Source organism: Pseudomonas sp. Pdm06 (genome assembly GCF_014851795.1).
Taxonomy (GTDB): Bacteria; Pseudomonadota; Gammaproteobacteria; order Pseudomonadales; family Pseudomonadaceae; genus Aquipseudomonas; species Aquipseudomonas fluorescens_AA.
Genome location: NZ_JACVAH010000003.1, coordinates 67,421 through 89,099, shown reverse-complemented (window position 1 = coordinate 89,099; position 21,679 = coordinate 67,421). Strand labels below are relative to the sequence as shown.

The 21,679-nt window shown below is 68.2% G+C and carries 3 protein-coding genes (1 of these 3 only partly in view); all 3 read left to right on the top strand.

The annotated features are described in order from the left end of the window. Tightly spaced (each overlapping or abutting the next), the 3 genes in view from IB266_RS06025 to IB266_RS06015 form a layout consistent with a single transcriptional unit that may run on beyond the window. Window positions 1-2,530, top strand: the 3' end of a protein-coding gene (locus tag IB266_RS06025; RefSeq protein WP_192260547.1) for a non-ribosomal peptide synthetase. It extends 7,034 nt beyond the left edge of the window; only the last 2,530 of its 9,564 coding nucleotides appear in the window; its start codon lies beyond the left edge, outside the window; it ends in the stop codon at window positions 2,528-2,530. After that, window positions 2,527-20,340 (top strand): non-ribosomal peptide synthase/polyketide synthase, encoded by a 17,814-nt coding sequence (locus IB266_RS06020; RefSeq protein ID WP_192260546.1) that lies wholly within the window; start codon window positions 2,527-2,529, stop codon window positions 20,338-20,340. The genes IB266_RS06025 and IB266_RS06020 overlap by 4 nt, the downstream gene beginning before the upstream one ends. Beyond that, window positions 20,330-21,679 (top strand): MFS transporter, encoded by a 1,350-nt coding sequence (locus IB266_RS06015; RefSeq protein ID WP_192260545.1) that lies wholly within the window; start codon window positions 20,330-20,332, stop codon window positions 21,677-21,679. The genes IB266_RS06020 and IB266_RS06015 overlap by 11 nt, the downstream gene beginning before the upstream one ends.

Here is a 21,679-nt window from a genome sequence, read left to right as displayed (position 1 = left end):
GGGCGATCTGGATGAACCCACCCTGCCCTTCGACCTTGACCTGCAAACCGATCCCCGCTGGCAGGCCCTGGAACACCAGCAGCCGCTGGCACCGGAGCTGGCGCGCCGCCTGCGTCGCCAGGCCGAGGCCCACGGGGTGAGCCCGGCGAGTGTCTGCCACCTGGCCTGGGCCCTGGTGCTGGGGCGCCTGAGTGGGCGCGACGATGTGGTCTTTGGCACGGTACTGTTCGGCCGCCTGCAGGCCGGCGCCCACGCCGACCGGACCTTGGGCCTGTTCATCAACACCCTTCCACTGCGGGTGCGCCTGGACGGCGGCGTCCACGCCATCCTGCGGCAGGTCCAGGACACCCTCAACGGTCTGCTCTGCCACGAGCAGACCCCGCTGGCCCTGGCCCAGCGTTGCAGCGCGGTAGCGCCGGGGACGGCATTGTTCAGTGCCTTGTTCAATTACCGCTACAGCCATGCCGGCCAGGCCAATGTGCACCAGGCCATGCCCGGCATGACCCTGCTGCACAGCGAGGAGCGAACCCATTACCCCTTCAACCTGGCGGTGGACGATCTGGGCGAAGGTTTTTCGCTGACCGCCCAGACCCACCCCGACCATGCGCCGGAACGGCTGCTGGGCTTCATGCTGACGGCCCTGCACGCCCTGGTGGAAGCGCTGGAACAGACCGACGATGGGCACATCCAGTCATTGGACGTATTACCCGCCGCCGAGCAGGCACGGTTGAATCGCCTCAACCCAGTGCTGTCCGTGTCAGCGCCCGACGGCACCCTGCACGGGCGCTTCGCCGAGCAGGCCTCCCGCCGCCCCGACGCCCTTGCGCTGATCGACGAGCATCGCCAACTGAGCTTTCGACAGCTCGACGAACAGGCCAACCGCCTGGCCCATCACCTGCTGGACCAGGGCGTACGGCCCGGGCAACGGGTCGCGGTGTGCCTGGACCGCGAAGCGCACCTGGCGATCGCCTTGCTGGCGGTGTGGAAAGCCGGCTGCGCCTATGTGCCGCTGGACCCTGATTATCCGGCTCCGCGGCTGGCCTTCATGCTGCAAGACAGCGCTCCGGCGGCGCTGCTCACCCAGGAGCGAGTGCGCGAGGGGCTGCCGACATTCGACGCCGGGCCGCTGATCTGCCTGGATGCCGTTGGTGCCGCCTGGCAGCAGGCCGCAACCGACGATCCGGACATCGGCACCCAGTCCAGCGACCTCGCCTATCTGATCTATACCTCAGGCTCCACCGGCCAGCCCAAGGGCGTCATGGTCGAGCACCACTCGGTGCTCAACCTCTGGGCCGGGTTGCACCAGCGCCTGGCTGACCTGCCGGCCGGTACGCGCTGCTCGCTCAACGCCTCGGTGGCCTTCGACGCCTCGGTCCAGCAGTTGTGTCAGTGGCTGAGCGGCCACTGCCTGGTGTTGATTCCAAAACGCGTGCGCCTGGACGCGGCGGCCCTGCTCGATTACCTGCAGAGCCGGCAGGTAACCCTATTCGACTGCACCCCGACCCAGTTGCAAGCGCTGCTCAAGCATCGCCAGACGCTGGCCCTGCCCCAGCCGTTGCCCCGCCGCCTGCTGCTCGGCGGCGAGGCCGTCCCCGCAGAGCTCTGGCAGCAACTGGCCGACGAGCCCGGCGTGCGGGTGCTGAACGTCTACGGCCCGACCGAATGCACGGTCGACACCACCAGCGCCTGGCTGGATCAGCATCCGCTGCCCAGCCTTGGCCAGCCCCTGCCCAACACTCAGGTGCACGTGCTCGATCATCACGGTCGACGCGCGCCGCTGGGGGTGGTGGGTGAAATCCACATTGGCGGCCGAGGCGTGGCCCGTGGCTACTGGCAGCGCGAGGCGCTAACCCGGGAGCGGTTCATCGCCGACCCATTTTCGACCCAGCCCGGCGCGCGGCTGTACCGCACCGGCGACCTCGGTCGCTGGGAGCTTGATGGCAGCCTCAGCTACCTTGGCCGCACCGACTTCCAGGTGAAGATCCATGGGCACCGCATCGAGCTGGGGGAAATCGAAAGCCATCTGTTGGCGCTGCCCGGTGTTCGGCAAGCGGTGGTGGTCGGTCGTCCCGATCGCCATGGCGTGGCCCGACTGATCGCGTACCTGCTGGGCGACGCGCCACCGACGCCGGCACAGGCGCGGACGGCCCTGGGCGAACGCTTGCCCGAGTCGATGCTGCCCAGCGCCTATGTGCGCCTCGATAGCCTGCCGTTGACTTCCAACGGCAAGCTCGACCGCAATGCCCTGCCCGAACCCGACGCCCAGGCGTACGTGCAAACCCGTTACGAAGCCCCCCAAGGCGACATCGAGATAGCCCTGGCGGCCATCTGGTGCGAGCTGCTGAACGTCGAGCGGGTCAGCCGGCACGACAATTTCTTCGCCCTCGGCGGCCACTCGCTGATTGCCATGGGGCTGGTGGAGCGCATGCGCCAGCACCACCTGCGGGTCGACATCAGCCAATTGTTCACCGCACCGACCCTTGCCGGTCTGGCCGCGGCCACTACTCCATTGAAGGAACTGCTCCTGTGACTGCGGATCAATTGCTGGCTCTGCTCAAACACCGCGGCGTGACCCTGTCGTTGCGCGGCGACCAACTCTCGGTGGTGGCCGACGATGAAGTGCTGGCCGACCAGGAGCTGATCGCCCTCCTGCGCAGCCACAAGCCGGCGCTGATCGAAGCCCTGCGCCAGCCCGCGGCGCAGCCCGCCGGCGCCAGCGGACTGCCGGCGGGCACCACCGCCATCACCCCGGCGCTGCTCGACCTTTGCCAGCTCGAGGCGGCTCAGATCGAGGGCATTGCCGCCAGCGTTCCGGGCGGTGCCGCCAATATCCAGGACATCTACCCGCTGGTGCCCCTGCAGGCCGGCATCCTCTTCCACCACCTGCTCCAGGAGCGCGGCGATACCTACCTGCTGCACGTGCTACTGGGCTTCGATGACGAACCGCGCCTGCGTCGCTTCATGGATGCCCTCAACCAGGCCATCGCCCGCCACGACATCCTGCGCACCGCGCTGGCCTGGGAAGGTCTCGATGCGCCGGTCCAGGTGGTGTGGCGTCAGGCCCCGCTGACGCTGGAACTGTTCAGCCCGCCCGCGGGCGACGTGGCCACCGCGTTGCGCGCCTGGACCGATCCCAGGGAGCATCGGTTGGACCTGCGCCAGGCACCCCTGATGCGCGCGGTGGCTGCAGCGGATCCGGCAAACGGTCGCTGGCTGCTGCAACTGCTGCACCACCATGCGGTGATGGACCATACATCGCTGGAGCGGCTGGTGAGCGAGGTCGCGGCGATCCAGCAGGGCCGCCTGGCCGACTTGCAACCGCCACGCCCGTTCCGTGATTTCGTGGTGCGCGCCCGCCAGGGCCTGAGCGAAGCGCAACACGCGGCATTCTTCACCGAGCTGCTTGGCGATATCGACGAGCCCACCGCGCCCTGCGGGCTGCTCGATGTGCGCGGCGACGGCAGCCAGGTGCAGACCCTGGAAGCGCCGCTGGCGCTGGATCTGAGCCGGCGCATCCGCGAACTGTCGCGCCGCCTGGAAGTCAGCAGCGCCAGCCTGTTCCATCTGGCCTGGGCCCTGGTGCTGGGCAAGACCAGCGGCCGTGACGATGTGGTGTTCGGCACGGTGATGTTCGGTCGCCTGCTGGGCGCCGCCGAAGCAGCCACCGCCATGGGCCTGTTCATCAATACGTTGCCGTTGCGGGTGCGCCTGGCGGTGCCGGTGAGGCAGGCGCTGCGCGACACCCACGGGTTACTCAGCCGGTTGATCGCCCATGAGCACGCGCCCTTGGGCCTGGCCCAACGCTGCAGCGCGCTGCCCAACGGCACGGCGCTGTTCTCGGCGCTGCTCAACTACCGGCACAGCACGGCCCAGGGGCCTGCCCCGGTGCTCGATGGCATGCAGGTTCTGGGCGGTGAGGAACGCACCAACTATCCCTTCAACCTGTCGGTCGACGACCTGGGCGATGGGTTTTCGCTGAGCCTGCAAATCGATCCCCTGGTGGGCGCGGCCCCGGTGCTTGGCTGGCTGCAAACGGCCCTGGATAACCTGCTCGACGCACTGGAAGGTACACCCCAGCGCCTGGCCTGCCATCTTTCGATACTCCCGGAGGCGGAGCGTGAGCAACTGCTGCACACGTTCAACGCGACTGCCCGGCCGCTGCCCGAACGGGACCTGTTGCACCTGGCACTGGAACGCCAGGCCGAACGCCAGCCCCAGGCCATCGCCGCGCGTTTCGACGCGGCCGATGGCGCCAGTCCGTTGACCTATGGAGCGCTCAACGCCCAGGCCAATCGCCTTGCCCACCTGTTGCTGGGCGCCGGCGTGCAGCCGGACAGCCGGGTAGCGATCTGCCTGGAGCGTGGCCCGCATCTGCTGGTCGCCCTGCTCGGCATCCTCAAGGCCGGCGCGGCCTATGTGCCGCTGGACCCGGCGTACCCGCGCGAGCGGCTGTCGCACATGCTCGAAGACAGCGCGCCCCAGGCGTTGCTGACGACCACCGCACTGCAAGCCAGCGTGACGGCACCGGCGGGTTGTACCGCCCTGTGCCTGGACGATCCGCAGACCCAGGCCCGTCTGGCCGAGCAGCCGGCCGACAACCCGGACCCGGCGCGCCTGGGCCTGACTGGCGCGCACCTGGCCTACGTGATCTATACGTCGGGTTCCACCGGCCTGCCCAAGGGCGTGATGATCGAGCACCGCAATGCTTGCAACCTGTTGCACTGGGCGCTGCGCACCTTCAATGCCGAAAGCCTGCGAGACAGTCTGTTCGCCACCTCGATCAACTTCGACCTGGCGGTCTTCGAGTATTTCGTGCCCTTGGCCGCCGGTGCGACCCTGCACCTGGCCACCAATGCCCTGGCCCTGCTCGACCGTCCGGTGCCAGTCACCCTGATCAACAGCGTGCCCTCGGCGCTCGATGCGCTGGTGGGGGCCGCGGCGATCCCGGCCTCGACGCGGGTGGTCAACCTGGCCGGCGAACCACTCAAGCAGGGCCTGGTGCAAAGGATCTTCGACCACAGTGACGTGCAGCGCCTGTGCAACCTGTATGGACCATCGGAAACCACCACCTATTCGACCTGGGTCTCGATGGACCGCGCCGAAGGCTTTGTGCCGGGTATCGGTCGGCCGCTGGACAACACCCAGGTCTACCTGCTCGATGGGCACCGGCAACTGGTGCCCCGTGGCGTGGTGGGCGAGTTGTACATCGGCGGCGCCGGTGTCGCTCGGGGTTACCTGAACCGGCCGGCGCTGACCGAGGAGCGTTTCCTCCCGGACCCCTTCGCAGCCCAGCCCGGCGCGCGGATGTACCGCACCGGCGACCTTGGTCGCTGGACCGGGGATGGGCAACTGCTCTACCTGGGGCGCAACGACTTCCAGGTCAAGGTGCGCGGCTATCGTATCGAACTGGGCGAGATCGAAAGCGCCCTGGCGCGTGTTCCGGGGGTGCAGCACGCGGTGGTCGTGGCTCGTCAGGAGCCGAGCGGCGATGCGCGGCTGGTGGCGTATTGGGTGGCCCAGCCGGAAGCGGCGCCTGACGAGGCGATACTGCGCGACGCCCTGGCGGCGGTACTGCCCGAGTACATGCAACCCAGCGCCTACGTGGCCCTGCCCGTCCTGCCACTGACGCCCAACGGCAAGCTCGATCGCAGCGCGCTGCCGGCACCGGAACAGGCCGCCAGCGGACACTTCGAAGCGCCCCTGGGGCCGCTGGAAAACCAACTGGCGACGATCTGGGGGCGCCTGTTGGGCCGGCCACGGATCGGCCGCGACGAGCACTTTTTCCAAGCCGGTGGCCACTCTCTGCTGGCGGTGCAATTGGTTTCCCAACTGCGTCAGCAATTGCGCGTCGAACTGCCCTTGGCCAGTGTGTTCGATCACCCGACGCTGCAACGCCAGGCACGGGCCATCGAAGCCCTGGGCGCGGCCGGGCTCCACGGCGCGGCGCCGATCCCGGCCGGTCCACGGCCGGCGCGGCTGCCGTTGTCGTTTGCCCAACAACGCCTGTGGTTCATCGCCCACCTGGATGCCCAGGCCAGCGCGGCCTACCACATGGCCGGAGGCCTGCGGCTGTGCGGCGAGCTGAATGAAGCGGCCCTGGGCGCCGCGCTGGCGCGCATCGTCGAGCGGCACGAAGCCTTGCGCAGCCGTTTTGTGTCCGACGGTGGCGAGCCGTGTCAGGTAGTGGATCCTGGGCATTCGCTGCTGATGCCATGCCACGACCTGAGGGATCAGTCGCCAGCCCAGTTGCAGGCCCATTACACCGCTGAAGCCCAGGCGCCTTTCGATCTGGCTGGCGGCCCGCTGTTTCGCACCCGCCTGTTGCGCCTGGCCGAGCAGGAGCACGTCCTGCTGGTGACCTTGCACCACATTGTCGGCGACGCCTGGTCCCTGGGCGTGCTGACCCGAGAGTTGAGCGAGCTGTACCGGGCTTTCAGCCGGGGGCAAGCCGATCCGTTGCCACCGCTGGCCATCCAGTACGCCGACTACGCCCTGTGGCAACGCTCCCCACGCCAGGCGCAACGCATCGCTGAGCAACTGAACTACTGGCGCACCCAACTGGCCGACGCGCCCCCTTCGTTGAACCTGGCCCTGGACCGGCCGCGCCCGGCCCGACAGGACTTCACCGGAGCCAGCCTGGAGCTGAGCATCGACGCCGCACTGGTGCGGTCCCTCAAGCACTTGAACGAACGCCACGGCACGACGTTGTTCATGACCGTGCTGGCCGCCTGGTCGGTGGTCCTTGGCCGGTTGTCGGGTCAGGATGACCTGGTCATCGGCTCGGTGCTGGCGAATCGCACCCGTGCCGAGGTCGAGCCGCTGATCGGCTTCTTCGTCAACACCCAGGCGTTGCGGGTGCGCCTCGACCGGGTCAGCCAGGTCGGCGAGCTGCTGGCCCAGGTACGGCGCACCGCGCTGGATGCCCAGGCCCATCAGGAGCTGGCTTTCGAGCAGTTGGTGGAAGCCTTGAACCCGTCGCGTTCGTTGGCTCACAGTCCGATCTTCCAGGTCATGCTGGCCTGGCAGAATGCTCCGCAGCCGAGCCTGGCCCTGGGCGACCTGGAAGTGACCCCGCTGTCCACCGGTGAGGACAGCGCCAAGTTCGACCTGACCCTGAACCTGTATGAACGCGATGGTGCGATCGGCGGTCGGCTGACCTACGCCACGGCGCTGTTCGACCCCGGCACCGTGGAGCGTCACTGGCAGGCGCTGTGCGCCACGTTGCAGGCGATGGCCGAGAACGACCAGTTGCCGCTCCAGGCGCTGTCGATCCTCGGCGCGGACGAACGTCGACAGGTGCTCCACGGATTCAATGAAACCACCCGCGATTACCCTGCCGACGAGCCCCTGCACCGTCTGTTCGAGGCCCAGGCCCAGCGCCGGCCCGACGCCACCGCGGTGCAGGACGGTGACCACTTGCTCAGTTACCGTCAGCTCGACCAACAGGCCGAGCAGCTCGCGCACTGGTTGGCCGAGCACGGCGTCACCCCGGGCGCCCGGGTCGCCCTGAGCCTTGCGCGCGGCTCGCGCTTGGTCACGGCGGTCCTGGCGATCCTGAAAAACGGCGCGACCTACGTGCCCATCGACACCGCCACCCCGCTGCAGCGTCAACGCGCGTTGCTGGACGACTGTGCCAGCGCCTGGCTGCTCTGTGAAAACCCGGACGCGCCGGTGCAAGGTACCGGCTACCAGATCTTGTGCCCTTGGGATCGCCTTGCGACCGCGGACGACCCCACCCCGCCGCGTCAACCTGTGACAGTGTCGAGCGAAGCACCGGCCTATATCATGTACACCTCCGGCTCCACCGGAACGCCCAAGGGCGTGCAAGTGCCGCACCGTGCCATTACCCGGCTGGTGCGCAACAACGGCTTCGCCGAGTTCACCGCCCAGGACCGCTTCGCTCTCGCCGCCAATCCGGCCTTCGACGCCAGTACCCTGGAGATCTGGGGCGCGCTGCTCAACGGCGGCTGCCTGGTGGTCTGCCCCAGGGAAACACTGCTGGACGCGGCCCGCTTCAACGAGCATCTGCTGCACCACGAAGTCAGCGTGCTCTGGCTCACCGCCGGGCTGTTCCATCAGTACGCCGAGGCCCTGGCACCGGCCTTCGGCGCGCTGCGCTACCTGATGGTCGGCGGCGATGTGCTCGATCCGCGGCGCATCGAAAAGGTCCTGCGCCATTCGCCACCCCAGCACTTGCTCAACGGCTACGGGCCGACGGAAAACACCACCTTCACCACCACCCACGCCATCACCCTCGAGGACGCGTTGGCCGGTGACATTCCCATCGGCCGGCCCGTGGGCAACACCCAGGTCTATGTGCTGGATGAACAGCGCCGTCCAGTGCCGATTGGGGTGGCCGGCGAGCTCTACGTCGGTGGTCATGGCTTGGCCCTGGGGTACCTGAACCAACCCCGACTGAGCGAAGAACGCTTCGTCGCCAACCCCTTCAGCCAGGCGCCCGGGGCACGGTTGTACCGCACCGGCGACCTGGTGCGCTGGCGCGCCGACGGCGTGCTGCTGTTCCTGGGCCGCAATGATTTCCAGGTGAAGATCCGTGGCTTTCGCATCGAGTTGGGGGAAATCGAAGCCCAGCTCAAGGCCCTGCCGGGGATCGGCGAGGCGCTGGTGCTGGCCGATGCCCAGCAGCGCCTGCTGGCCTACTTCAGCGCCACCGAGTCGCACGAGCCCAATGCCCTGCGCGCCCGCCTGGCAGCCGTGCTGCCGGACTACATGCTGCCGGCGGCTTTCATCCAGGTGGAAGGTTTCGCACTGACCGCCAACGGCAAGCTCGACCGCCACGCCCTGCCCGAGCCCGACGAACAGCATTTCGCCCTGCACTGCTACGAAGCGCCCCAAGGGCCAGTGGAAACCCGCCTCGCCGAACTGTGGGCCGAGGTCCTCGGAGTGCCGCGGGTCGGTCGGCAGGACAACTTCTTTGCCCTCGGCGGGCATTCGTTGCTGGCGGTGCAACTGGTGGAACAGCTGCGGGTACAGGGCTGGCCGCTGGATGTACGCACGCTGTTCGGCGCCCCCAGTGTCGCCGCGCTGGCCGACTGCCTGGCACAGCGCTCGACGGTCCCGAGTCTTGAGCTGGCATCGCTGCAGGCGACGATACCTCCCGGCTGCAGCCGTATCGTCCCTGAGCTGCTGCCCTTGGTGGAGCTGACCCAGGCGCAGATCGACGCCATTGTTGCCCAGGTCGAAGGTGGCGCCGCCAACGTGCAGGACATCTATCCCCTGGCGCCTTTGCAAGAAGGTTTGTTCTTCCACTACCTGCTGCAGGAAGAAGGTGACACCTACCTGTTGCACACCACCCTGGCCTTCGACGACGAAGCCGGCTTGGACGGTTTTTGCCAGGCGCTGCAACAGGTGATCGCCCGCCACGACATCCTGCGTACCGCCCTGGCCTGGGAAGGTCTGGAACAGCCGGTGCAGGTGGTCTGGCGTGACGCGCCGCTGCCCATCGAGGTGCTGCCTATCACCGAGGCCGACGCCCTCGCCCAGTTGCAGGCGCACACCAATCCACGGCAGCGCCGCCTGGATATCCGCCAGGCGCCGCTGCTGCGGGTCGTCAAGGCCTTCGACGTCGCCGGGCAACGCTGGCTGTTGCAAGTGCTGCACCATCACCTGGTGCTGGACCACACCACCTTGGAGCGGATGGTCGAGGAAATCGTGCTGATCCAGCAGGGTCGCGCCGCGCAACTGCGCGAGCCGGTGCCGTTCCGGGCCTTTGTTGCCCACGCCCGGCACGACCAGGACAGCGCCCGCCAACAACGGTTTTTCGAAGCCATGCTGGCGGACGTCAGCGAACCCACCGCGCCGTTCGGCCTGCTGGACGTGCAGAATACCGGTGCCCTGGACGAAGCCCGGGGCGTCCTCGACCCGACGCTGGCGCTGGCCCTGCGGCAAACGGCGCGCCACCACCAGGTGAACGTCGCCAGCCTGTTCCACCTGGCCATGGCGTTGGTATTGGGCAAGGCCACGGGCCGCGCCGACGTGGTGTTCGGCACCGTGTTGCTGGGTCGTCTGCAGGGGATCGAGGGAGCGGACCAGGCCTTGGGAGTGTTCATCAACACCCTGCCGCTGCGCATCGGCTTCGCGCAGACCTCGGTAATCGACAGCCTGCAGCGCACCCATCAGGCGCTGCTGGACCTGCTTGAGCATGAGCACGCGCCGTTGACGCTGGCCCAGCGCTGCAGTGGCGTGCCGGCAGGGACGCCGCTGTTTTGCGCGTTGCTGAATTTTCGCTACAGCCTGGAAGACATGCCCCACCAGAGCGTCGCTGGCATGCAGGTGCTGGGCACCGCCGAGCGCACAAATTACCCCTTCACCTTCTCGGTGGACGACCTCGGTCAGGGCTTTGGCATCACCGCGCAGATTGCCGGCTCGGTGGGTGCGCAACGGGCCTTGGGGTTTCTGGAACAAGCCCTCGCCAGCCTGGTGCTAGCCCTGGGCAGTAGCCCGCATCGTCTGGCCCGGACCCTGGATGTGCTGCCGCCAGCGGAACTCGCGCAACTGGCCCGGTTCAACGCCACGGCGCGTCCCCAGCCCCAGCGTGCCCTGCTCCACGAGCGCTTCGAAGCCCAGGCCCGGCAGACCCCGCAGGCCCTGGCAGTGCACTGCAAGGGCCGCCGACTCAGCTACGCTGAGCTCGACCGCCAGGCCAATCACCTGGCGCGGCGCCTGCAAGCGCTGGGCGTCGGACCTGACGCGCGGGTCGGCATCCATCTGCGCCGCACTCCGGAACTGATCGTCGCCCTGCTCGCCGTACTCAAGGCCGGCGGTGCCTACGTGCCGCTGGACCCGGCCTATCCGGCGCAGCGCCTGGCCTACATGCTCGACGACAGCGCCCCGCTGGCGGTGCTGACCCTGGCCGACGCGCCGTTGGAACTGGCGCTGGCCGACGATTGCCACCGCGTGAACGTCGATGAAGTGCTGCGCGGCAGCGAAACCGCGACCAGCGACGCGCCGCTGGCCCTGGGGCTGGAGGGCCAGCATCTGGCCTACATGATCTACACCTCCGGCTCCACCGGACAACCCAAGGGGGTAATGATCGAACACCGCAACGCGCGCAATTTCCTCGACTGGGCCCTGGGCAGTTTCACCCCGCAAGTGCTGAGCCAGAGCCTGTTCAGCACCTCGATCAACTTCGATCTGTCGGTATTCGAATGCTTCGCGCCGCTGTCCTGCGGCGGCACCCTGGAGCTGGTGGACGATGCCCTCGCCCTGCTCGACCAGCGTCCGGAGCTGAGCCTGCTCAATACGGTGCCCTCGGCCCTCGATGCGCTGTTGCGCGCAGAAGCCCTGGGGGACTCGTTGGAAAGCGTCAACCTGGCTGGCGAGGCGCTGCCCCGGATCCTGGTGCAGCGCCTGTTCGAGCAGAGCCGCGTGCATCAGGTCAACAACCTCTATGGCCCGACCGAGACCACGGTCTACTCGACCTGGGCTGCGATGGACCGCGGAGTGGGCTTCGTCCCGCACATCGGCCGGCCCATCGACAACACCCAGGTGCATGTCCTCGATGACGCCATGCAGCGGTTACCCGTAGGCGTTCCGGGGGAGCTGTACATCGGCGGTGCAGGCGTTGGACGCGGCTACCACCGGCGAGCCGACCTGACCCGTGAACGCTTCCTCGCCGACCCCTTCAGCGACCAGCCCGGGGCGCGGCTGTACCGCACCGGCGACTTGGGTTTCTGGGACGTCCACGGCCAGCTCCACTACCTGGGGCGCAATGACTTCCAGGTCAAAATCCGCGGCTTCCGCATCGAACTGGGGGAGATCGAAAGCGCCCTGTTGGCCCTGCCGCAAGTGGCCGCGGCGACAGTCCTGGCAGTCCCGCGCAATGGCCGCGAGCCGGCGCTGGTGGCTTACGCCGTGGCCAGTCCTGGCCACGGGCCGTTGGCGCCGGCGGCCCTGCGCGACGCCCTGGCGAACCGGCTGCCGGGCTATATGGTGCCGGCGGTCATCATGCCGCTGGACGCCCTGCCGCTGACACCCAACGGCAAACTCGACCGCGGTGCCCTGCCACTGCCCGGCGAGGAGGCCTGGAGCAGTCAGGCCTACGAAGCTCCGCGGGGTGAGCAGGAAACCCTCATGGCCGCCATCTGGCGCGACCTGCTGGGGGTCGCCCGGGTCGGCCGGCACGACAATTTCTTCGAATTGGGCGGCCATTCACTGCTGGCGGTGCAATGGGTCTCGCGGGTACGCCAGCGCCTGGGCCTGGAATTGCCCCTGGCGACCCTGTACACGACCCCGACCGTTGCAGCCCTGGCCCCGCTGATGGCGGGTGCGGCGCGCTCTGCCCTGACGGCGATCCCGGTACTGCCGGACACTGCCGAACGGCCGCTGTCGTTCGCCCAGCAGCGGCTGTGGTTCATCAGCCGCCTGGACGCCCAGGCGAGCGCCGCCTACCACATCAGCGGCGCCCTGGCCCTGGATGGCGAACTCGACGAAGCCGCCCTGGACCAGGCCCTGACCCGGATCGTCGAGCGCCATGGGGTGCTGCGCACCCGGTTCGTTGAACAGGACGGCGAAGTCCGGCAGGTCATCGAGCCAGAGTCGCGCTGGGGATCCTCGCGCCTGACCCTGGAAGCCAACGACGACGCCGGCCTGCGGGCGGCCCTGGCCACCGAAGCGGCGCAACCGTTCAACCTGAGCGAAGGGCCCTTGCTGCGGGCTCTACTGGTGCGACTGCAGGACCAGCGCCATGTGCTGCACCTGACGTTGCACCACATCATCGCCGACGGCTGGTCCATCGGCGTGCTGGTGGACGAACTGTCGGCCCTCTATAAGGCCTTTCGCCGGGGCACGCCGGACCCGCTGCCGGCCCTGGCGATCCAGTACGCCGACTATGCCGCCTGGCAACGCCAGTGGCTGGCCGGCGAGCGCGGTGCCGAACAGTTGGCCTACTGGCTCGCGCACCTGCGTGACGCACCAGCACGCATCGACCTGCCCAGCGACCGGCCGCGGCCGCCACGCCAGGACTTCAGTGGCGCGCGCCTGACGGTCGCCCTCGATGAATCCACCAGCGCCGCGCTCAAGGAACTGGGCCGGCGCCACGGCACCTCGCTGTACATGACCCTGTTGGCCGCCTGGGCCGTGGTGGTCGGGCGCCTGGCCGGCCAGGAGCAGGTGGTGATCGGGACACCCGTGGCCAACCGCACCCGCGCTGAAGTCGAGCCTCTGATCGGCTTTTTCGTCAACACCCAGGCGCTGTGCATCGACCTGGGCGGGGAACCGGATGTCGGCCAATTGCTGGCCCAGGTCCGCGAGCACGCCTTGGGGGCCCAGGCGCACCAGGACGTGCCGTTCGAGCACGTGGTGGAAGCGCTCAATCCGCCGCGCACCTTGGCCCACAGCCCCGTGTTCCAACTCATGTTCGCCTGGCAGAACGCGCCGCGCGGAGCCTTGGACCTCGATGGCCTGAGCCTGACCAGTGTCGCCGGCGAGCAAATCACCGCGCCGTTCGATCTGTCCCTGGAGCTGTACGAAGCCGATGGACGCATCATCGGAGGACTGAACTACGCCACCGCATTGTTCGATCCCGCCAGTGTGCAACGGCATTGGGACTACCTGGCCAATGTGCTGCGCCAACTCTGCCTGGACGACCGCCAGCCGGTGGCGCGGCTGTCGCTGGTGGACGACCGGGAAAGCGAGCGCCTGTGGCACCAGCTCAATCCGGTCCCGACGCCGTTCCCCGAAGCAGGCTGGGTGCATCGGCCGTTCGAACGGCAAGCACGGCAGCAGCCCGAGGCCCTTGCCGTGGAGCTACATGGACGCGGTTTGAGCTATGGCGAACTTGATCGCCAGGCCAATCATCTCGCCGCGCAGTTGTTAGAACTGGGCGCAGGCCCGGGCCAACGGATCGCCATCCACCTGCCCCGCAGCCTGGAGATGGTTTTGGCCCTGTTGGCCACGCTCAAGACCGGCGCAGCCTATGTGCCCCTGGATCCCAGCCAGCCCATCGCCCGCCGGCAGGCTATCGTCGACGATTGCCAACCCTGCCTGCTGCTCTGGGATGCCCAGCGCGTCGAAGCCCTGAAGCTCGGCGAGCGCTGCCCGGCGCTGTCGGTTCGCCTGGCGGCCACCGTGGGTCCGGCGTCCGTCCTGCCGGAACTGGCGCCGCCGCGGCCAGATGACCTAGCCTACGTAATGTACACCTCCGGCTCCACCGGAACGCCCAAGGGCGTTGCCATGGGCCACCTGGCCTTGAGCAACCTGTTGGCCTGGCAGGCCGCCCAGGCGCTGCCCGGTCCGGCGCGGACCCTGCAATTCGCCGCGCAGGGCTTCGACGTGGCGTTCCAGGAAATCTTCTCCACCTTGGGCACCGGGGGCACCCTGGTGCTGCTGGACGAGCCCCAGCGCCTGGACCTCGCCGGCCTGCCCCAATGGCTGGCGCAGGCGCGGATCGAGCGGCTGTTCCTGCCCTACATCGCCCTGGCGACCCTGGCCGACGGTTGGGCCGAGGCGCCACTGGCGTTGCCGATGCTGCGGGACGTGATCGTCGCCGGCGAAGCGCTGCGCATCAACGGCGCCCTGCGCGCGCTGTTCGAAGCTCATCCCCAGGCCCGTCTGCACAACCACTATGGCCCCACCGAAACCCACGTGATTTGCACCCACACCCTGTCCGGTGATCCTGCGCTCTGGCCGGACCTGCCGGTGATCGGCCGGCCGATCGCCAATACCCAGGTGTGCCTGTTGGACGGCAGCGGCCAATGGGTACCCCAGGGCGCGGCCGGCGAACTACATGTCGCCGGCGTGGCCCTGGCCCAGGGTTACCTGAACCGGGCGCAGCTGAGCGCCGAGCGCTTCATCGAGCACCCTTTCGACACCACCCCCGGCGCGCGCCTGTACAAGACCGGCGACCTCGCACGCTGGACCGCCGAGGGCACCCTGCAGTACCTGGGGCGCAACGATTCCCAAGTCAAGATCCGCGGTTACCGGGTCGAACTGGCCGAAGTGGAAAGTCGCCTCGATCAGTTGCCCGGCCTGCGCGAATCGGTGGTGATTGTTCTGCCGGGCGACAGCGGTCAGGCGCGCTTGGTGGCCTATTACAGCGCCAGCGAGACTCTCTCGCCGCTGACCCTGCGTAGCCAACTGAGCGAGCGCCTGCCCGAGTACATGCTGCCCAGTGCCTTCGTCCAACTGCCGGCACTGCCGATCACTGCCAACGGCAAGGTCGACCGTCAGCGCTTGCCGGCACCTCCCGCCGATGCGTTCGCCCAGGGTCAATACAGCGCACCCCAGGGCGAACTGGAAACCACCCTGGCAGCGATCTGGAGCGAACTGCTCGGGGTCGAGGCAGTGGGTCGTGAAGATGATTTTTTCGCCCTGGGTGGGCACTCGTTGCTGGCGTTGCGCTTGCTGGCCAAGGTGCGCCATCGACTGGGCCTGGAAATGCCGCTCTCGGCGGTCTTCGCCCAGCCGCGCCTGCACGCGCTCGCCGCCGCCCTGGGCAACGCCGGGCGCAGCCGCCTTGGGCCGCTGCAGGTCAGTGACCGCAGCCAGCCGCTGCCGCTGTCGTTCGCTCAGCAGAACCTCTGGCTGATCCAGCAGCTCAATCCGGATTCCACCGCGGCCTTCAACATGCCCGCGGGCCTGCGTTTGCGCGGGCACTTGGATATCGGCGCGCTGCGCAGGTCGCTGGACCGCATCGTCGCGCGCCATGAAAGCCTGCGTACCCGCTTCGTCAGTGTGGCGGGACAGGCGCGCCAAGTGATCGATTTGCCCCGGGCGCTGGCCCTGACGACCCTGGACCTGAGCGCCTCCGGCGCGCCGGACTGGCAATCGATCTGCGCCGAGGAAGCCGCTCGGCCGTTCGACCTCACGCGCCAATGGCCGATCCGCGCCAGCCTGCTGCGTCTGGACCACGACGACCACGTCGTCCTCGTCACGCTGCACCACCTGGTTTCGGACGGCTGGTCCATGGGCATCCTCACCGACGAGTTCTCCCGCCTGTATCAAGCGTTCAGCCAGGGGCGGGTCGATCCACTGCCGGCCCTGGACCGCCAATACGGTGATTACAGCCTCTGGCAGCGCCAATGGTTGCAAGGCGACGAACTGCAACGCCAGCGCGCCTACTGGACCCGCCACCTGCAGGACGCACCGACCTGCGTCGTCCTGCCCACCGACCGGCCGCGGCCGGCGCGGCTGGACTACGCCGGCGCCAGCCTGCCGGTGCGCATCGACGCTGAGCTGACCCACGGCCTCAAGGCCCTCGGCCAGCGCCACGGCACCACGCTCTACATGACCGTGCTGACGGCCTGGGCGGTGGTGGTCAGCCGGTTCTCGGGCCAGGACCAGGTGGTCATCGGCTCGCCGGTGGCCAACCGTAACCGGGTCGAGTTGGAGCCGCTGATCGGCTTCTTCGTGAACTTCCAGGCGCTGTGCATCGAAGTGGACGACGCCCCGACGGTGGACACCCTGCTGGCCCGGGTCAAGGACCTGGCGCTGACCGCCCAGGAACACCAGGACCTGCCGTTCGAACAAGTCATCGAGGCGCTCAATCCGCCACGTTCCCAAGCCTACAACGCCGTGTTCCAACTGATGCTGGCCTGGCAGAACGCCCCGGCGGGCGAACTGGACCTGGGCAACGGCTTGCATCTGGAAAGCGTCGGTGCGCCGGTGACCACGGCCAAGTTCGATCTGGCGCTGGATGTGCACGAGGTGGACGGCATGATCGAAGGCGGCTTCAACTACGCCACCGCGTTGTTTGACGCCGATACCGTGGCTCGCCACTGGCAGGCGCTGCTCTCGGTGCTACGGGCGATGGTCGCGGACGACCGTCAATCGGTCGCCGACATCGACCTGCTCAGCCAAACCGAACGCGAGCAACTGCTCCATGGCTTCAACCCCGCCGTGGCGCTCCCCACGACCAATGGCGAGCGTCTGCACCAGCGTTTCGAGGCCCAGGCAGTCCGCCGTCCGGACGCCGTTGCGGTGGAGTACGGTGAACAATGGCTCAGTTATCGAGCGCTCAACGAGCGCGCCAATCGCCTGGCCCATCGCTTGCGTGGGCTGGGGGTCGGCGCGGACAGCCGCGTGGCAATCCATGTCGAACGCAGCCTCGACATGCCCATGGCCATTCTCGCGACCCTCAAGGCCGGCGGCGCTTATGTGCCGCTGGATCCGGTCTACCCGGCCCAGCGCCTGAACTTCATGCTGGACGACAGCCAGCCGCGGGTGCTGTTGACCCTGGCTGATCTGCCGGTTGAACTGCACGTACCGGCCGGCTGCGAAGTCCTTTCCCTGGACCCGGATCGCGGCAGCTGGCGCGACCTGCCCTGCAGCGATCCGGCAGCCGATCCGCACGCCAGCGACCGCGATCTGGCCTACATCATCTACACCTCCGGCTCGACCGGCATGCCTAAGGGCGTGATGATCGAGCACCGCTCGGTGTTGCGGCTGTTCAGCGCCACCGATGCGTGGTTCGGCTTCGATGAGCGAGACGTCTGGACGCTGTTCCACTCCTACGCCTTCGACTTCTCGGTCTGGGAGCTCTGGGGCGCGCTGCTGCATGGCGGCCGGCTGGTGGTGGTGCCTTACCTGACCTCGCGCAGCCCCGAAGACTTCTACCGGCTGCTGGTGGAAACCGGCGTCACCGTACTCAACCAGACGCCCAGCGCCTTCTACGCCTGGATGAAGCAGACCCGCGCCGAACCCCATCGCCTGCGCTGCATCATCTTCGGCGGCGAGGCCCTCGATGGCGCGGCGCTACGGCCTTGGTTCGAGCGCCCGGACAGCCAAGGCACGCAATTGGTGAACATGTACGGCATCACCGAGACTACGGTGCATGTGACCTACCAGCCCATCGATGCCGCCCACTGCCACGCCGGGCTGGCCCCCATCGGCCGGCCGATCCCCGACCTGCGGGTCTATCTGCTCGATGAGCGGGGCGAACTGGTGCCCCGCGGCGTGGTGGGCGAACTCCACGTCGCCGGGCCGGGCCTGGCCCGCGGCTATCTCAACCGTCCAGCGCTGGACGCCGAGCGATTCCTGCCGGCGCGTTTTGCCGGTGGCGAGGGCGAACATCTCTACAGAACCGGCGATTTGGCGCGTTGGAGCAGCGACGGCACCCTGTACTACCTGGGACGCAACGACCAGCAGGTCAAGGTGCGCGGCTTCCGCATCGAGTTGGGGGAGATCGAAGCACGCCTCACGGCGCTGGACGACGTGCGTTCGGCACGGGTCCTGGCACGCCAGGACGAACCCGGTGATCCGCGGCTGGTCGCCTATCTGCTCGCCGAACCGGGCCGCCAGTTGGAGCCTGCGTCGCTGCGGCTGGCATTGGCCGAACAGTTGCCAGCACACATGGTGCCCGGCGCCTATGTGCAACTGGAACGATGGCCGTTGACCGCCAATGGCAAGGTCGACCGCGGCGCCTTGCCCGCCCCTGACCGGCAAGCCCTGCAACAGCGTCCCTACGCTGCGCCCCAAGGCGCCACGGAAAACCTGCTGGCACAACTCTGGGCACGGTTGCTGGGGGTCGAGCAGGTGGGTCGCGAGGACAATTTCTTTGCCCTCGGCGGGCATTCGCTGCTGCTGGTGCAAATGCTCGACGCCCTGCGCGAACAAGGCCTGGGCGTGTCCGTGGGCGACTTGTTCAATGCCGCGGACCTGGCGGCACTGGCTCGTGAAGTGCGGCCCCTGGATGCCCAGGCCGTCGACCAGCAGGCGCTACTGTGCATCCGCGTCGGCACGGACCAACGGGCCCCGCTGTTCTTCATCCACGAAGGCACCGGCGAGGCGCTGCCCTACGCTCGCCTGGCCCGCTACCTGGACCCGGCGCTGGGAATATACGCGGTGCAAGCCGCCGCCGAACTGGAGCAAGGCATCTGCAACGAGACACTCGCCAGCCGTTACATCGCGCTGCTGCGCAAGGTCCAACCCCAGGGCCCATACTGGCTCGCCGGTTGGTCGGCGGGCGGCCTGCTGGCCTATGAAATGGCACGTCAACTGCGAGGCGAGGATTGTCCGGTGGCGTTCGTTGGCCTGATCGACAGCAGCCAGCCGGGCGCACTGCGCGCCGCGCCGCTGACCCTGGACTTGGACGATGACGCACTGCGCCAGCAACTGCTCGCTTATCTGACGCAGCACTGGCGCAATGGGGCCGGCCAGGAACCGGGGGACGCCTGGCATGCAGGCCTTGACCTTGATGCACTGATCACCACGGCCCAGGAACGCGGCTGGCTGCCCGGCGGCTTTGACCGCCAGGCACTGGACCGTCGCGCCCGCCTCAACCTGACCCTGCGCAACGCCATGGTCCGCTACCGGCCGGCGCCCCTGGGCCTGCCGGTGCACTTGTTCAGCGCGACTTCGCCTGTGCCGGGGTTGTCCAGCCCGAACGGGCTTGGGGCCGATTGGCAGGCTCTGCTGGGCAACGATCTGGTGGAGCAACGCATCGAGGGTGATCACTGGTCGATCATGCGTGACCCCGAGCCGCTGCAACACCTGGCCCAAGCGCTGGAGCAGGCCTTGAGCCAGGCCGAACGGGATGTCGACGAACCGCGCGGCGGCCGTATCGGCTTTGTCTTGCAGACCGGCGCGGCGCAGGCGCCTTGCCTGTTCATGATCCCCGGTGCCGGGGCCAACGTCGCCAGCTTCGTGCCGCTGATCCAGCAGTTGGATGGGCGCTTGAACGTGATCGGCCTGCAGGCCCGCGGCTCCGACGGGCGCTGCGAGCCCCACGGGACGGTGCCGGCGGCCGCCAGCGCCTATGTGAAGGAGATCCGCAGACAGCAGCCGGATGGCCCGTATTACCTGCTCGGCCATTCGTTCGGCGGCTGGCTGGCGTTCGAAGTGGCCCGTCAGTTGCTGGCCGAGGGCGCGTTGGTGGCGCCCGTGGTGTTGCTCGACAGTCGCGCGCCCGGCCCGCGTCTGGTCAACGACGCGCGCCACGCCCTGGCCCGTTACGTCGGCTTGCTGGAAATGGATGCCGGACGCGACCTGGGCCTGGACATCGACCGCCTCGCCAGCCTCGAAGTCGACGAGCAATGCGCTCAACTGCTGGCGAGCATGCAAGCGGTCGGGCTGATGCCGGCGCAGGCCCGAGCCGAGGCGTTGCGCGGGCCACTGCGGGTGTTCCAGGCCAACCTGGCGACGCAGTACCAGCCAATACCGCCCTACCCAGGGCCCGTGGTACTGGTCGAGGCTGGCCAGCACAGCGCCGAACCGGAGGACCCGGCGCGACACTGGGAGGCGTTCGCGCCCAATTGCAGGCGGCACGTTCTCGAGGATTGCAATCATTTGTCGATTCTCAAGTCTCGCGCGGCGCCGGCCCTCGCCGGTTTGCTGCGCCACCATTGGCCCGTGATCGAGGCACTGCCAAACCATGGCGATTGAACCTTCGCTACGCCCCTGGCTGTGGGCCTGGGGCGCCCAGGTCGCGTCCACCCTGGGCTCGGCCCTGGCGGCATTCAGCCTGGGGATCTGGTTGCTGCAGCAACACGGCAGCGTCACCGACTACGCCTGGGTCATCGCCCTGTCAGCCTTGCCCGGACTGCTGCTGGCGCCGCTGGCCGGGTGGCTGGTGGACCGCTGTGAAGCGCGTGCCTTGCTGTTGGGCGTGGAAGCCTGTAGCGGCGCGGCGGCGCTGGCGCTCTGGTGGCTTTTCGAATCCAACGCCCTGGACCGCTGGCAGGTGTACGCTTTCGCCGCGGTGAACTCCAGCACCCTGGTGGTGCGCATGCTGGTGTGTCAGGCAGCCATCCCGCGACTTCTGCGCAGCCCCCAGGCGATCGGCCGGGCCAATGGCCTGATGCAATTGATGGTGGGCTTGCCGCAACTGATCGCCCCCACCCTGGCGGCGCTGCTGCTCGGCAGCGTCGGGGTGGCAGGGGTGCTGTTGCTGGACCTTGGCGCCGTGCTGTTATGCGCCACCGTCCTTGTCTGGATCGGCCTGTTCGTCAGCGCCGTGCGCGGCACCGGCCAGGTCCGCGTCGGCGCCGAAGGCGGATCGTCGGTGGTCCTAGCCGTGCTGCGCGGGCGTCCGGCGCTGTGGGCGTTGCTGGCCTACCTCGGGCTGGAGCACTTGATGCTCGGCCTGGCCTCGGCGCTGTTGTCGCCACTGGTACTGGAGCGCCACTCGGTGCTGGTACTGGGCACACTGATGACCTGCGGTGGCCTGGGCATGCTCGGCGGCTCGCTGTGGGTGGTGGCCCGGCCGCCGGTGCGGCTGATCCGCACTGTATTGCTGGCCGACCTGCTGCTCGGCGCCGCCGTCCTGACTATCGGCGCCAGCGCTTCGCCGGTGGTGCTGTATGTGGCCGCCTTCGTCGCGTTCGGCTGTTTTTCCCTGAGCACCAGCAGCGACCAAAGTTTCTGGCAACGCAGCCTGCCCGCCGACGCCCTCGGCCGAGTCTTGTCGGCCCGGCAAATGGTTTGCCTGCTGGCAATGCCCATTGGTGCCCTGGGCGCCGGCGCATTGGCCGACGGCTGGGCGATCACATGGATGAGCAAAACCGGAGAGTGGCAAGCCAGACTGGCGCCGCTGTTGGGAACGGGCAAGGGGGGTGGCCTGAGCCTGCTGTTTGCCGCGGCAGGCCTGTTGTATGTGCTGCTGGCCAGCCTGGGGCTGGCCTTCGGCCCCTTGCGGCGCCTGCAGCCGGGCGCGGCACCCACTGCTCAGCCAATCAAAAAGGCAGCGGCCGACATGTCCAGTGGGCAGGCTCCAGCTCCTTGA

Excerpts from the sequence above, each read along its gene's own strand:
- IB266_RS06015 (WP_192260545.1), top strand. The coding sequence starts at position 20,330 with ATGGCGATTGAACCTTCGCTACGCCCCTGGCTGTGGGCCTGGGGCGCC.